Annotated in this window: 11 protein-coding genes; all 11 read left to right on the forward strand. The window is 62.3% G+C overall.

Annotated elements, in window-relative coordinates; genetic code table 11:
• Positions 1–114 precede the first annotated feature (114 nt).
• The 11 genes from LUU92_RS00695 (at position 115) to pgaD (ending at position 14,108) form a co-directional block, all read left to right on the forward strand.
• A complete protein-coding gene (locus tag LUU92_RS00695; protein WP_058425810.1) occupies positions 115–525 on the forward strand; it encodes a MarR family winged helix-turn-helix transcriptional regulator in 411 nt (136 codons plus the stop codon).
• Positions 522–2,600, forward strand: a complete 2,079-nt coding sequence (locus LUU92_RS00700) for an FUSC family protein (RefSeq protein ID WP_071489602.1) — start codon at positions 522–524, stop codon at positions 2,598–2,600. The genes LUU92_RS00695 and LUU92_RS00700 overlap by 4 nt, the downstream gene beginning before the upstream one ends.
• Positions 2,597–2,806, forward strand: a complete 210-nt coding sequence (locus tag LUU92_RS00705) for a DUF1656 domain-containing protein (RefSeq protein WP_010214247.1) — start codon at positions 2,597–2,599, stop codon at positions 2,804–2,806. Before LUU92_RS00700 ends, LUU92_RS00705 begins: the two co-directional genes overlap by 4 nt.
• Positions 2,803–3,693: an efflux RND transporter periplasmic adaptor subunit gene (locus LUU92_RS00710; protein WP_058425808.1), complete on the forward strand. Its 891-nt coding sequence runs from the start codon at positions 2,803–2,805 to the stop codon at positions 3,691–3,693. The genes LUU92_RS00705 and LUU92_RS00710 overlap by 4 nt, the downstream gene beginning before the upstream one ends.
• Positions 3,690–5,132, forward strand: coding sequence for an efflux transporter outer membrane subunit (locus LUU92_RS00715; protein WP_257103000.1), 1,443 nt, complete (start codon positions 3,690–3,692; stop codon positions 5,130–5,132). The genes LUU92_RS00710 and LUU92_RS00715 overlap by 4 nt, the downstream gene beginning before the upstream one ends.
• Positions 5,133–5,213: 81 nt before the next feature.
• Positions 5,214–5,846 (forward strand): NADH:ubiquinone oxidoreductase subunit N, encoded by a 633-nt coding sequence (locus LUU92_RS00720; RefSeq protein WP_092248747.1) that lies wholly within the window; start codon positions 5,214–5,216, stop codon positions 5,844–5,846.
• Between the two features lie 146 nt (positions 5,847–5,992).
• Positions 5,993–7,489, forward strand: coding sequence for a YdgA family protein (locus LUU92_RS00725; protein ID WP_071489604.1), 1,497 nt, complete (start codon positions 5,993–5,995; stop codon positions 7,487–7,489).
• A 300-nt stretch (positions 7,490–7,789) separates the two neighbouring features.
• Positions 7,790–10,270: a poly-beta-1,6 N-acetyl-D-glucosamine export porin PgaA gene (gene pgaA, locus LUU92_RS00730; RefSeq protein ID WP_257103001.1), complete on the forward strand. Its 2,481-nt coding sequence runs from the start codon at positions 7,790–7,792 to the stop codon at positions 10,268–10,270.
• A gap of 12 nt (positions 10,271–10,282) precedes the next feature.
• Complete coding sequence (gene pgaB / locus LUU92_RS00735; protein ID WP_257103002.1) at positions 10,283–12,280, forward strand: poly-beta-1,6-N-acetyl-D-glucosamine N-deacetylase PgaB; 1,998 nt, start codon at positions 10,283–10,285, stop codon at positions 12,278–12,280.
• Between the two features lie 2 nt (positions 12,281–12,282).
• On the forward strand, positions 12,283–13,623 hold the full coding sequence (gene pgaC, locus LUU92_RS00740; RefSeq protein WP_071489607.1) for a poly-beta-1,6-N-acetyl-D-glucosamine synthase: 1,341 nt from the start codon (positions 12,283–12,285) through the stop codon (positions 13,621–13,623).
• A gap of 2 nt (positions 13,624–13,625) precedes the next feature.
• Positions 13,626–14,108, forward strand: coding sequence for a poly-beta-1,6-N-acetyl-D-glucosamine biosynthesis protein PgaD (gene pgaD, locus LUU92_RS00745; RefSeq protein ID WP_071489608.1), 483 nt, complete (start codon positions 13,626–13,628; stop codon positions 14,106–14,108).
• Positions 14,109–14,430 lie beyond the last annotated feature (322 nt).

Here is a 14,430-nt window from a genome sequence, read left to right on the forward strand (position 1 = left end):
CATCCGCAAAATTGTTTCAAAACTTGACGCATCTGGCTTCACCCATCATATTGATAGTTAGCAAACTAACTGTATGCGAACTATCCAGTGCCTCAATCCCTCGAACAACTCCAGATGAACCTCAGCAGCAGCATGGTGGTGGGCGCCCGTAATTGGCGCAAAATCTGCCAGACCACGCTGGTGAGCTATGGCATCTCCGAAGCCTGCGCCGTGCCGTTGTTGATGATCGGTCGCCTGGGCGACGGTGTGCACCAGGTCAAAGTGGCCCAGGCCTCGGGGATGGAAAGCCCGTCGCTGGTGCGCTTGCTCGACCGGCTGTGCACCGACGGTTACGTGTGCCGTACCGAAGACATCCACGACCGTCGCGCCAAGTCCCTCAGCCTCACCGAGCGTGGCCGCGAGTTGGTACAGGCGGTGGAAGTGCAGTTGGTACGCCTGCGCAAGGAAGTGCTGGCCGACATGACCCAAGGTGATATGGAAGCCGCGCTGCGTGTGCTGCGTGCTTTCGAGGCAGCGTCGCTTTGAACGGATTTTTTACCGGTTTCCCGCCCGCTCGTGATTGGTTCTACGGGGTGCGTACCTTCGCGGCCTCGATGATTGCCTTGTACATCGCCATGCTTATGCAAATGCCACGTCCGTACTGGGCGATGGCCACGGTGTATATCGTTTCCAGCCCGTTTGTCGGCCCGACCAGTTCCAAGGCGCTGTACCGTGCCATCGGCACTTTCATGGGCGCGGCGGCGGCCGTGCTGTTCGTGCCGATGTTCGTGCAGTCGCCCTACATGCTGGTGGTGGTGATTGCCCTGTGGACGGGCACTTTGCTGTTCCTGTCGATGCATTTGCGCACGGCGAACAACTACGCGCTGATGCTCGCCGGCTACACCTTGCCGTTGATCGCCTTGCCGGTGGTGGATAATCCCCTGGCTGTCTGGGATGTCGCTGAAGCGCGTACCGAAGAAATCTTCCTCGGTATCGCCGTAGCGGCGGTGGTGGGTGCGATGTTCTGGCCGCGCCGGCTGATGCCGGTGTTCGATGGCTCGGTGGCCAAGTGGTTTGCCGATGCCCAGGTCTACAGCCAACGCTTTATCACGCGCAATGTGGCGCCTGAAGAAATCAGCACCTTGCGCGGCGGCATGGTCGCCACCTTCAATACCCTCGAATTGATGATCGGCCAGTTGCCTCACGAAGGCGCACGGCCGCAGACGGTGCGCAATACCAAGGAGCTGCGCGGGCGCATGATTCACCTGCTGCCGGTGGTGGACGCCCTCGACGACGCGCTCTATGCCATCGAACATCGCGCGCCCGAGTTCCTCGATAAAATCACGCCGCTGCTGGAAGCGACCAGCCAGTGGCTGGAGGACACCCAAGAAGCGGCGCCAATGGAACGCTGGCGCGTCCTGCGTGATCAGGTCGACGCACTGCAGCCCAGCGGCGAAGCGCTCGACGAGCGTCACACGCTGCTGTTCTCCAATGCGCTGTATCGTCTGGCCGAGTGGATCGACCTGTGGCAGGACTGCCGCAGCCTGCAAGCCGCCATCCAGTGCGAAAGCCAGGACACCTGGCGCGCCGTCTACCGCCACTGGCGCCTGGGCCGGCTCACGCCGTTCCTCGACCGCGGGCTGATGTTCTACTCGGCGTTTTCCACCGTCACCGCGATCATTGTCGCGTCGGTATTGTGGATCCTGCTCGGCTGGACCGACGGCGGCAGTGCGGTGATCCTGGCCGCCGTCGCCTGCAGCTTTTTTGCCTCGATGGACGACCCGGCGCCGCAGATCTACCGGTTCTTTTTCTGGACCGCCATGTCGGTGTTGTTCGCCAGTCTCTATCTGTTCCTGGTGCTGCCCAATCTGCACGACTTTCCGATGCTGGTGCTGGCCTTCGCGGTGCCGTTCATCTGCATCGGCACGCTCACCGTACAGCCGCGTTTCTACCTGGGCATGTTGCTGACGCTGGTGAACACCTCGTCGTTCATCAGCATCCAGGGTGCTTACGACGCCGACTTCCTCAACTTCGCCAACGTCAACCTGGCCGGGCCGGTGGGCCTGCTGTTCGCCTTTGTGTGGACGCTGATCGCGCGGCCTTTCGGCGCCGAGCTGGCGGCCAAGCGCCTGACTCGTTTCAGCTGGCGCGACATCGTCAGCCTCACCGAACCCGCGACCCTGGCCGAACACCGCCACATGGCCGTGCAGATGCTCGACCGCCTGATGCAACACCTGCCGCGCCTGGCCCTGATCAACCAGGACACCGGCACCGCCCTGCGCGATTTGCGCGTGGCGCTGAACCTGCTCGATTTGCTGGCCTACTCGCCGCGCATCCTCGGCGTGCCACGGGTGTTGCTCAACCAAGTGGTGGAAGGCGTAGGCGGCTACTTCAAGGCGTGTCTCAAGGCCGGTGAACGCTTGCCCGCGCCCAGCGGTCTGCTGATGACCCTGGACCGCACGCGCCGTGCCCTCAACGGCCAAGGCCTGCAAGACGAAGACGACACCCGCCTGCACTTGCTGCACGCGCTGGCCGGTTTGCGCCTGGCGTTGCTGCCGGGTGTGGAGTTCATTGGCGGCACTGAGATGCAAGCGCCGCTGCCTGATGGAGCGCCTTTATGATCGGTGATCTGGATATCAGCGGGGTGTTCCTGCCCACGCTGCTGGTGCTGATGGGCATTACGTATGTGTTGTTCCTGGTGGTGCACGGGTTGTTGACCCGCCTCCACTTCTATCGCCTGGTCTGGCACCGGGCATTGTTCAATGTGGGGCTGTACGCGCTGTTGCTGGGCGCGGTGGACTCACTCAGTCGATACCTGATGACATGAAAAAACCTTTTTTGACCATCGGCCGTGTAGTCCTCACGTTGTTGATCGTGACGTTCGCGGTCGTCGTGGTGTGGCGCATGGTCATGTACTACATGTTTGCCCCCTGGACCCGTGACGGCCACATCCGTGCCGACATCGTGCAGATCGCTCCGGACGTGTCCGGGCTGATCCAGCGCGTGGACGTGCACGACAACCAGTTGGTGACCAAGGGCCAGGTGCTCTTCGCCGTCGATCAGGACCGCTTCAAGCTGGCCTTGCGCCAAGCCCAGGCCGCCGTGGCCGACCGCCAGGAAACCCTGGCCCAGGCCCAGCGCGAGTACAAGCGTAACCGAGGCCTGGGCAACCTGGTGCCCAGCGAGCAACTGGAAGAAAGCCAATCCCGCGTGGCCCGTGCCCAGTCGGCCCTGGCCGAAGCCCAGGTGACGGTGGATTCCGCGCAACTGAACCTCGACCGCTCGGTGATCCGCAGCCCCGTGGACGGCTACGTCAACGACCGTGCGCCGCGCACCCAGGAGTTCGTCACCGCCGGGCGCCCGGTGCTGTCGGTGGTGGACAGCAATTCGTTCCATATCGACGGCTATTTCGAAGAAACCAAGCTCGACGGTATCCATGTCGGCATGGGCGTGGACATCCGGGTGATCGGCGACAACGCCCGCCTGCATGGCCACGTGCAAAGCATAGTCGCCGGTATCGAGGACCGCGACCGCAGCAGCGGCTCCAACCTGCTGCCCAACGTCAACCCGGCGTTCAGCTGGGTGCGCCTGGCCCAGCGGATTCCGGTGCGTATCGCCTTTGACGATGTGCCGGCGGACTTCCGCATGATCGCCGGGCGCACGGCCACCGTCTCGATCATCGGCGACAAGGTTAAAGACGGAGACAAGCCATGAAGCAGCTGCTGGCCACCGCTACGCTGGGGTTGCTGCTGTCGGCCTGCCAAGTGGTGGGGCCGGATTACACGCTGCCGGAAAAGTCCGCCATCAACCGGAGCGACCTGCAAGGGCAGATTGCCGGCGAGGGTGGCAACGTCGTCTCGGCCCCGGTGCCGGCCGACTGGTGGAAGCTGTACAAGGACCCGCGCCTGGATGAGCTGGTGCGCCAGGCCATGGCCTCCAACACCGACTTGCGGGTGGCCGCCGCCAACCTGCAGCGCGCGCGTTTCCAGACCCAGGAAGCTGAATCCGCGGGCGGCTGGAGCGCGGGCGCCAAGGCCGAGGCCCAGCGTCTGCAGGAATCCGGTGAAGCGTTTTTGCTGACGGAAAAAGTCCCGGTGGCCAACATCGGCAGCGTGGGGATCACCACCTCGTACCAGTTCGATTTGTTCGGCGCCTTGCAGCGCGGTATCGAAAGCGCCCAGGCCAACGCGGATGCGGCTCAGGCCGCTGCCGACATCGCCCGCATCACCCTGGTGGCGGATGTCGTGCGTTCCTACACCCAGGTGTGCGCAGCCAATGAAGAGCTGGCCATCGCCAACGAGTCCCTCGATCTGCAAGCCCAGAGCACCCAGCTGACCCAACGCCTGCGCGACGCCGGGCGGGGCGATGAAACCCAGGTCACCCGTTCGCAGACCCAATACAAATCCCTGCGCGCCGACATGCCGCGCTACGAAGCAGCGCGCCAGGCCGGACTGTTCCGCCTGTCGATGCTGCTGGCCAAGCCGGTGGATCAATTGCCGGCCGGCACCGGCACTTGCGCCGAGCTGCCGCATATCGCGCAATTGCTGCCGGTGGGCGATGGCGCTGCGCTGCTCAAGCGCCGCCCCGATGTGCGCCAGGCCGAACGCCAACTGGCCGCCGCCACGGCGCGTATCGGTGTGGCCACCGCTGCGCTGTACCCGGATATCAGCATCGGCGCCACCGTCGGCACCGTCGGCATACTGGACGACTTGGGCACGGCGCCCACCAACCGCTGGGGCTTCGGCCCGATGATCAGCTGGACGGTGCCGACCAACGGCGCCCGCGCACGCATCCACGAAGCCGAAGCCGCCACCCAGGGCGCCCTGGCCCACTTCGACGGCGTGGTGCTCAATGCCATCCGCGAAACCCAGACCGGCCTGGCGCAATACGCCGCGCAACTGCAACGCCGTGATGCCCTGAATGAGGCCGGCGAGTCGGCGAAGGAAGCGGCGGGCCAGACCCATCGCTTCTTCCAGGCCGGTCGCGCGTCGTTCCTGGCCGACCTGCAAGCCACCCGCACCTATACCGATGTGCGCGCCCAGCTGGCGGCGGCCAACACCCAGGTTGCCATGAGCCAGATCGATCTGTTCCTGGCCCTGGGCGGCGGCTGGGAAAGCGGACGAACGCAAGCGTCACAGCCCGGCAAACCCTGAGCTAAAAGCTATGCTTGGTCAGGTGGGGCGCCGTGACGCTCCACCTGACACTGCTCGCGTTTGCTCATGGGGATTCCAATAATGAAAAACCCTTATGCTCCCGCTTTCTGGTGCGTGCTCTTCGCACTGGTGCTGTTATCGGCTGCTTATTTCTACGGCGTCATGCTGGCTCACCAACTCGACAAGGCCATGGTGTTTCTCGACAGCGCCTGTCTGGTGATCGGCACCCTGTCCATCGGTGTGGTGGCATGGGCCTCCTACCAAAATCAGCGGGTGAAGCGAAAGCTCCTCGAACAGGGCAAGACCCGTGTCGCGATCTGGGACACCAAGGTCGCGCTGCGCCGGGTCGAGACGGTGTTCGACCGCTATTTCTGGGGCAGCTATTGGCAGCCGGGGCGTACCTTCCAGGAAGTCATGGGCGACCTCACCGGCACCCCCCTGGAAAAAAGCCTCGAAGTCCTGAAAAAACAGTGCGTGGCGCTCGATAAACAAGTTGCCGAAGGTAGGCACTGGCTGAATAACGCGCGGGAATTGTCCGACGTAGCCACGCAAATGGCCCGCGAGCGCTACCAGTTGGACTTCTGCGACCCCAAGGCCGATACCCCCGGCAACGCCGTGATACACCGCGAGTTTGAGGTGCTGGTGTACACCTGGACGGCGCGGCTGAAGAGTTTTGACCACCAGTTGGATGAAATTGAGTTGGAGTACTCCTGAACTACTGCTGAACTGATCCCTCTGAAAAGCTGGGCCGTTCGCGGCCCCCAGTGCTAATCTTCCCCCGTTTTCGGCGGGCTTGAGCCAATCCCCTCGGGGTTCAAGGAAGACAGCCCACTTCTCACAGGATTTGATCAGGTCACTTCATGAATAAGCCAGCAGTCGTTCTTTTGGGTTTTGTTGTCGCCGTGGGCGTCGTCAGTGCAGGCGGTGCCTGGTACACCGGCAAGCAGTTGGAGCCGGTGCTGCAAACGGCCGTGCAGGACGCCAACAAGGAACTGCAACGCTCCATGGCCGGCGTCGACGGCACCGTTTCCCTGGAGCTGGTGTCCCTGGACCGTGGCCTGTTCAGCAGTACCGCGCACTATCGCCTCAAGGGCCAGGGCTCGGTCTTCGGCGAACAGAACCCGAACCCCGAGCTGCTGATTGTCGACCATATCGAACACGGCCCGCTGCCGTTCTCGCGCCTGGTGTCGTTGAAATGGCTGCCGGTCATGGCCACCAGTCACTATGCACTGGAAAAGAACGCCACCACCGAGAAGTGGTTCGCTGCCGCCAAAGATGTATCGCCGCTCAAAGGCGTGGCCAATATCGGCTACAGCCGTTCGGTGAACGGCAATCTCGAACTGTTGCCCCTGGCGTTCAAGGACGAAACGTCCTCTGTGGACTTCTCCGGCCTCAACCTGGATTTCGACAGCACTGCCGAAGGCAAGAAGGTCAAGGTGGATGGCTACGTGAACAGCCTCAAACTGGCCGTTGTCGACGCCAATGGTGCGCCATTCGACGCTGAGTTCGCCGGCCTGACCGTGGCCAGCAACCTGGAGAAATCCACCTTCGGCTTCTACACCGGGCAGAACACCATCGAGCTGAGCGACACCAAAGTCACCTTCGGCCCGCAGAAAGCCGTGCTGACCCTCAAGGGCTTCGAGCAGAAAGACTCCAGCGAAGTCAAAGACAACAACATGGCCGGCCGCGTCGATTACAAGATCGACGAGATCGGCTACCAAGGCAAACCGGTCGGCTCTGCCGCCATGGCCCTGAGCCTGAAGAACATCGATGTGCCTTCGGGCCTGGTGCTGACCAAGCTGTACCAGGACAAGATGCAGCCGGTGCAAGCCGCTGCCGCTGCCGGACAACCGGTGCCGGAGCTGCAACTGACCGAAGCCGAGCAGGCCCTGGCCGAAGCCAACGTCAACCAGTTGCTGGCTGCCAAGCCGCACCTGGCGCTGGAAAACCTGTCGCTGAAAACCACCCACGGCGAGAGCAAATTCAACCTGGTGCTGGACTTGGCCAAACCGACCTCCATGGAGCTGCCGCCGGTTGAACTGGGCAAGCAGATGGTCTCGCTGCTGGACGCCAACCTGACCCTGTCCAAGCCGATGATCGCCGACGTGGCCGCCCTGCAAGCGCAGGTCGGCGGTGTGACCGATCCCAAAGCCATCGAGCAGCAATCCCAGATGGCCAGCGAAATGGTCAGCGGCATGGCCGTGGGTACGCAGCTGGCAACCCTGGTGGGCAGCGATGTGGTGTCCAAGCTGCACTACGCCAACAATGAAGTGACTTTCAACGGCCAGAAAATGACCGTCGAGCAATTCATCAGCTTCGTGATGTCCAAAGTCGGTGCGGTTGGCGGCGCGCAGTAAAAATTTCGTCATCGCCCTGAAATAAAAAATGGGGGAGCGGGGTTAGCTGCGATAAAGGTCAAACCGTCGACACCTATGTCGACTGGCAACCCTCTATCGCAGCTAACCCTGCTCCCCCATTCGTATTTCAGATTTGCAGTGCAATTCTGAACAATTGTTATGACTTGTCCTTTTCCATCCACGCGTCGGGGATAGTTCCTACAGGAAAGCTAGGTCGGGTCACGAGACGCCGACACCCTGATGCAAACCGCTCAGGACCACCTATCGTTACAGCTTTCCGTGTGTAAGGAAGCTCACGATATGCTGCGAACACTCCCACTCAGTGCCTCAGGCCGGTTGCGGCTGCTCATCGGGGTAACCTTGTGCAGCCAGTTGCTGATGCCCACTTTCGCCATGGCCGACCCGGCCTATGACGCCCTGATCATCCAGGCGCGCAACGGCAACTTCACCCCCGCCCTGACTCAATTGCGCCAATTGCCAGCCGAGCGCCAGACGCCAGGCCAGATCAGTGACCACCTGGTGATCGCCGGTTGGGCCGGCCAGGATGCCGAGGTGCTGAAGGTTTACGAGGCCCAGGGGCAGAATCGCAACCTGACCGCCCAGGCGCTGGCCACGGTTGCGCGCACGTATCGTAACCAGAAGCAGTGGGCGCAGGCCGAAGCGGTCTATCGCAAGGCGCTGCTGCGTGAGCCGAATAACATTGACCTGCAATTGGGCCTGGCCCTCACCGAGGCTGACGGTGGCAAAGCCAACGCAGCGGTGCAACGCACACGCGCACTGGTGGCTGCCAAGCCCGACGATCCCAACCGCCGGATGGCGCTGGGCTACGCGCTGACCCGTGCAGGCTTGCAGTACGACGCGCTGTTTGAATTCGACCAGGCCTTTATCCGCGCCGGCGACAAGCCTGAGGTCGCCCGCGAATACGTGGTTGCCCTGCAAAAGGCCCGTCTGCCGCAGCCGGCGTTGCGTCTCTCGGCCCAGCGTCCGGGGCTTGTCGACCCGGTGACCCAGCGTCGCCTCGAAGGTGACCTGGCCGCCGAGCGTGTGCGCATCGCCGAGTTCGCAACGCGTACCGAGAAAGAACGCTATGTCATCGCCGACCGTGCGCTGCAGGACTACGACAGGCTCCTTGCTCGCTGGACCCCTGACGGCACCGCCCATGACGACGTGGTGATCTGGCGCATCGACCGCCTGGGCGCGCTCAAGGCACGGGCGCGTACCGCAGAGGTGATCCGCGAATACGAGACCCTCCAGGCCGAAGGTGTGCGCTTGCCCACCTATGCCAAGCGTTGGGTGGCCGCGTCCTACCTCGATCAGCGTCTGCCGGAAAAGGCCGCGCCGTTGTACCGCGAGGCGCTGGATGCTCCCGATGCGGACCTGGGCGACCGTGTAGAAGACACCACCGCGCTGTTCTACGCCTTGCTCGAAAACGACCAGGTGGATGAAGCGCGTGCGGTCGCCAAGCACTTGGCCGACACCCAGAAGCCCCGGGTTGAACTCAAGGGGCTGCCGATCGGCAACCCGAACGATGAGTGGATGGACGCCCAACAATTGTCCGCACAGGCCGGCACCTATGGCGCCGACCTGCCGTCCAGCGAAAAGGCCCTGGAGGAGTTGGTGGGCAAGGCCCCTGGCAGCATCGGCCTGCGTCTGGCGCAAGCGGAAATGTACCGCGCCCGCGATTGGCCTAGACGCGCTGAAAGCTCGCTCAAGGAAACCGAAGCGCAGAGCCCGCGCGACATCGGCCTGGAAATGTCCCAGGGCTTCACCGCGCTGGACCTGCAGGAATGGCGTCAACTCGACATCCTCACCGACGACGTGGTCGCCCGCAACCCGGACAACCGCCAGGTGCAGCGCCTGCAACGCCTGCGCGAAGTGCATGACATGGCCGAGCTGCGGGTCGAGGCCTACACCGGGAAAAGCTTCGGCGGCGGTAACAACGGCGATGCCGGTGCCGTCTCGGGCAGCCGTGACTGGGGCATTGAAAGCCGCCTCTACACGCCACCCATCGACGAAGACTGGCGCCTGTTCGCCGGTGCCGGCTATGCCCGCGCCACGTTCGAAGAGGGCACCGGGCAGCATCGTTGGCAAGTGGTTGGCGTAGAGCGGCGCACACGCGACATGACCATTGAGGCCGAGGTCTCCAACCATTCCTACGGCGATGGCTCAAAACAAGGCGCCGCCGTGTCGATTGCCCGCGACATCAACGACAACTGGCAATACGGCGGCAGCCTGGGTTACCTGCTATCCACCACGCCACTGCGCGCATTGAATGACGGGATCACAGCCAACGGCGGCAGCGGTTTCATCCGCTGGCGCGCCAACGAAAGCCGTGAATGGAAACTGACCCTCAGCCCTTCCCATTTCAGCGACGGCAACGACCGCTTCGAAGCCTTGCTCAGTGGCCGCGAAGGCCTCTACAGCTCGCCGAAAGTGCAGGTGGACCTGGGCCTGGAAGTCGGCGCCAGCCGCAACAGCAAGGAAGACACGATCTACTTCAACCCGAAGTCGGACTTCACCGTGTTGCCCGTCCTCAACATCAACCACGTGCTCTATCACCGCTACGAGACCCAGTGGAGTCAGCAGTTCCAGGTCGGTGCGGGTACCTACAGCCAGCGGGACTATTCCACCGGTGGCATCGGTCTGGTGGGCTACGGCCAACGCTTTCGCTGGAACGATGTACTGGAAGCCGGCGCCAACCTGAGCCTGGTCAGCCGACCATACGACGGTGATCGCGAACGCGATCTGCGTCTGCTCGTCGACCTCACTTACCGTTTCTAGAAGAGCCTGACCATGACCGTCTTCAGCCGTTGCCTGTTGATCCTGGGTGTAATGCTGGCCAGTGCCTGCGCCCAGCAACCCGCACCTTTCACCCCACCCGCCGAGCGGCCGACACCGGCCAACGAAGCGCCGTGGCCGAAAAACCATTTCCTGGGCATTGCCTACCACGACGTCGAGGATCGCGACCCCGATCAGGCAGTGGTGGCGGTGCGCACCGAACGTTTGATCGAGCAGTTGGCCTGGCTGCGCGAGAACGGCTACCAGGCGGTCAGCGTCGACCAGATCCTGGCGGCGCGCAACGGTGGGCCGGCGTTGCCGCCCAAAGCCATCATGCTCAGCTTCGATGACGGCTACTCCAGTTTCTACACCCGGGTGATGCCGGTGCTGCGCGCCTATCGCTGGCCGGCGCTGCTGGCGCCAGTGGGCTACTGGATCGATACGCCGATGAACCAGCCGGTGGACTTCGCCGGCCAGCCACGGCCGCGTGGGGAGTTCCTGACCTGGCAGCAGATTCGCGAAGTGTCGCAGTCGGGCCTGGTGGAAATTGCCGCGCATACCGACAACAACCATAAAGGCATCCTGGCCAACCCCCAGGGCAACCTGGAGCCGGCGGCAACCTCGCTGCGCTTTGATCCGGCGACGGGCCGCTATGAAAGCCAGGCGCAGTTCGATGCGCGCATGCGTGCCGACGTCGTAGCCATCTCCAACAAGATCCAGAACGTCACCGGCAAGAAACCGCGCGTCTGGGTATGGCCTTACGGTGCTGCCAAGGGCACCTCGCTGGCGATCATTGGCGAGCAGGGCTACCAGATGGCCCTGACCCTGGAAGATGGTCTCGACAGCTCTGCCGACTTGATGAACAGCCCGCGCTTCCTGGTGGCGTCCGACCCGGATGGCGAGCACTTCGCCAACAGCATTGTCGCGGCGCAAGCCAAGGCACCGCTGCGCGTGTTGCACGTGGACCTGGATAACGTCTACGACCCGGACCCGGCCCAACAGGCACGCAACCTCGACCAGCTTGTACAGCGGGTGGTGGACATGGGCGCGGGCACCGTGTTCCTGCAAGCCTTCGCCGATCCCAAGGGCGACGGCCTGGTGCATGAACTGTACTTCCCCAACCGTCATCTGCCGGTACGTGCCGACCTGTTCAACCGCGTCTCCTGGCAGTTGCACACCCGGGCTCATGCTGCTGTGTACGCGTGGATGCCGGTGCTCAGCTTTGCCCTCGACCCCAAGCTGCCACGGGTGACGCGCTGGGACCCGAAAACCGGCCAGGTCGGCCTCGACCCGGACCAATACAAGCGTCTGTCGCCGTTTGATCCGCAGGTGCGCAAGATCATTGGTGAAATCTACGAAGACCTGGCACGCAACAATGCCATCGACGGCGTGCTGTACCACGACGATGCGGTGTTCAACGATTTCGAAGATGCCAGCCCTGCCGCGCTCAAGGCCTATGTCGCCGGCGGCCTGCCGGGCACGATTCAGGCCTTGCGTGCCGACCCTGCGGTGATGCAACGCTGGACGCGCTTCAAGAGCCGCTACCTGATCGACTTCACCAAGGAGCTGACCGCCAAGGTCCGCGCCATCGGAGGGCCGCAGTTGCTGACGGCGCGCAATATCTTCGCCGAGCCGATGCTCAACCCAGGCAGCGAAGCCTGGTTCGCGCAGAACCTCGATGACTTCCTCCAGACCTACGACTGGACCGCGCCCATGGCCATGCCGCTGATGGAAGGCCAGGAATACAAAACCTCCAACGCCTGGCTGGAAAAGCTGGTGGCGACGGTCAAGGCACGCCCTGGCGCGCTGGAGCGCACCGTATTCGAACTGCAAGCCAAAGACTGGCGCACCAAGGCCGCACCGGATATCGACAGTCAACAGATGGCTGAGTGGATGGGTGTGCTCAAGCGCCAGGGTGTCACGAGTTTTGGCTACTACCCGGACAACTTCCTGGAAAACTCCCCGGACCTGAAGACTGTGCGTCCGGCCCTTTCCAACCAATGGAACCCTTGACCATGTTCGATAGAATCCTGGCTTTATTCGTGCTGGCATTGGTATTGGGTGTGCCCCTGGGCCTGATCTTCCTGGTCACCGGGCAGTTCCTGATGGACTTTGTGTTCTTCTACCCGCTGTTCATGTCGGCGTTGTGGATCGCGGGCGGCCTGTACTTCTGGCTGCACTGGGAGCGCCATTGGCCGTGGAAAGAAGACACTCCGGCACCAACCCTGGCCGGCAACCCGCTGATCTCGATCATCATCCCTTGCTACAACGAGGGCGATAACGCGGCCGACACCATCCATGCGGCGTTGGGCCAGTTGTACCCGAACATTGAAGTGATCGCGGTCAATGACGGCTCCAAGGACAACACCGCCGCAGTGCTCGACGCCCTGGCATTGGAGCATCCACGCCTAAGGGTGCTGCACCTGGCGCAGAACCAGGGCAAGGCCGTGGCCCTGCGCATGGGCGCCGTGGCGGCGCGCAGTGAATACCTGGTGTGCATCGATGGCGACGCGTTGCTCGACAAAAACGCTGCCGCCTACATGGTCGCGCCGATGCTCGACAACCCGCGCCTGGGTGCGGTCACCGGCAACCCACGCATCCGCACGCGTTCGACGCTGATCGGTCGAGTGCAGGTGGGCGAGTTCTCTTCGATCATCGGCTTGATCAAGCGTACGCAACGGGTGTTCGGCCGGATCTTCACGGTGTCGGGTGTGGTGGTAGCGTTCCGTAAAAAGGCGCTGGACCGCATCGACTACTGGAGCACCGACATGATCACCGAGGACATCGATGTCAGTTGGAAGCTGCAGCTCGATCACTGGAGCATCTTCTACGAGCCTCGCGCCCTGTGCTGGATCCTGATGCCGGAAACCGTCGGCGGCCTGTGGAAGCAGCGCCTGCGTTGGGCCCAGGGCGGTGCCGAAGTGCTGTTCAAGAACATCCGTGGCATCTGGCAATGGCGCCATCGCTACCTGTGGCCGCTGTTGTTTGAGTACTGCCTCTCCACCGGTTGGGCGTTTACCTTCCTGCTGTCGGTGATCTTCTACGTACTCGGCAAATTCATGGTGCTGCCACCGGCCATTACCGTGGACTCGCTGGTACCGCCGGCGTTTACCGGGCTGGTATTGGCGATGGTGTGCCTGGTGCAGTTCGCGGTGAGCATCATGATCGACCGCCGCTACGAAAAAGACCTGTGGAAAACCCTGTTCTGGACGGTGTGGTACCCGATGGTGTTCTGGCTGGTGAGCCTGTTTACCACCCTGGTCAGTTTCCCCAAGGTGCTGTTCAACCAGCATCGCAAGCGTGCGCGCTGGGTCAGCCCCGATCGCGGCATCAAACCCATTGAAGAGGAGGCGTGATCATGAAACTGGTCAGAACCCGCCAACGTTTGGTGATGTGGATCATTGATGTGCTGTTGACCCTGATGGCCTGGGCCGGGTTGATCTGGCTGCTGGCGCGGGGGATCACTTCGATGCTGGAAACCCACGGTGGGCCGCGCATCGAGGCACCGATTTTTGCTGCGCTCAATACCCTGCAGGTGTACCTGTGGATTGCATTGTTCAATGCCGTGATCCTGGTCACTTGGGCGCGCTACCAGCAACGCAAGGGGCGCAAGTTTGCCCAGCGCCGTGCCGAGGGCAACGCCCTCAGCGATAAGCGCCTGAGCGAGAGCTTCAGCCTCGGTGAAGGGGACCTGGAGCAGTTGCGCCGACCCGGGGTGTTGGTCATCCAGAATGACGACGAGGGCGGTGTGGCGGGTGTGAAGTCCCATGTCTCCCGCGATGTAGAAAAGCCGGGGCTGACCCTGGTGCCCGGCAAGGACCAGAACAAAGACGCCAGCTGAGCCAGTGCGCTGCAAGGTCGTTCCCATTGCAACGTGGGAACGACTTCGGTTAATCCCGACATATGGGATCCAATTCACAAAACACCCGCGAACTTTTCTGCTTTTCCCGGTACTAACCTATCTCGGCAGGAACTTGATGGCCAATTAATGGCAATTTCTAAGTTCTCCGATGAATCGTGATCAATAGTGCTGCCGCTGGTCGGAATAATACTTCCGATGACAGCCCGCTCATCTGATTGATTATTTTTAGTTGTTATTAATCAAATGCTTGCGTGAATAACTAGTATGAATGTGAAACTAGCTCGGTCTTTTGAGTTGGTGA

It is taken from the genome of Pseudomonas extremorientalis (genome assembly GCF_024584605.1).
In the GTDB taxonomy this organism is placed as follows: domain Bacteria; phylum Pseudomonadota; class Gammaproteobacteria; order Pseudomonadales; family Pseudomonadaceae; genus Aquipseudomonas; species Aquipseudomonas extremorientalis.

Coding starts and splice junctions, on each gene's coding strand:
- LUU92_RS00695 (WP_058425810.1), top strand. CDS start 115: ATGAACCTCAGCAGCAGCATGGTGGTGGGCGCCCGTAATTGGCGCAAA.
- LUU92_RS00705 (WP_010214247.1), top strand. CDS start 2,597: ATGATCGGTGATCTGGATATCAGCGGGGTGTTCCTGCCCACGCTGCTG.
- LUU92_RS00710 (WP_058425808.1), top strand. CDS start 2,803: ATGAAAAAACCTTTTTTGACCATCGGCCGTGTAGTCCTCACGTTGTTG.
- LUU92_RS00715 (WP_257103000.1), top strand. CDS start 3,690: ATGAAGCAGCTGCTGGCCACCGCTACGCTGGGGTTGCTGCTGTCGGCC.
- LUU92_RS00720 (WP_092248747.1), top strand. CDS start 5,214: ATGAAAAACCCTTATGCTCCCGCTTTCTGGTGCGTGCTCTTCGCACTG.
- LUU92_RS00725 (WP_071489604.1), top strand. CDS start 5,993: ATGAATAAGCCAGCAGTCGTTCTTTTGGGTTTTGTTGTCGCCGTGGGC.
- pgaA (WP_257103001.1), top strand. CDS start 7,790: ATGCTGCGAACACTCCCACTCAGTGCCTCAGGCCGGTTGCGGCTGCTC.
- pgaB (WP_257103002.1), top strand. CDS start 10,283: ATGACCGTCTTCAGCCGTTGCCTGTTGATCCTGGGTGTAATGCTGGCC.
- pgaC (WP_071489607.1), top strand. CDS start 12,283: ATGTTCGATAGAATCCTGGCTTTATTCGTGCTGGCATTGGTATTGGGT.
- pgaD (WP_071489608.1), top strand. CDS start 13,626: ATGAAACTGGTCAGAACCCGCCAACGTTTGGTGATGTGGATCATTGAT.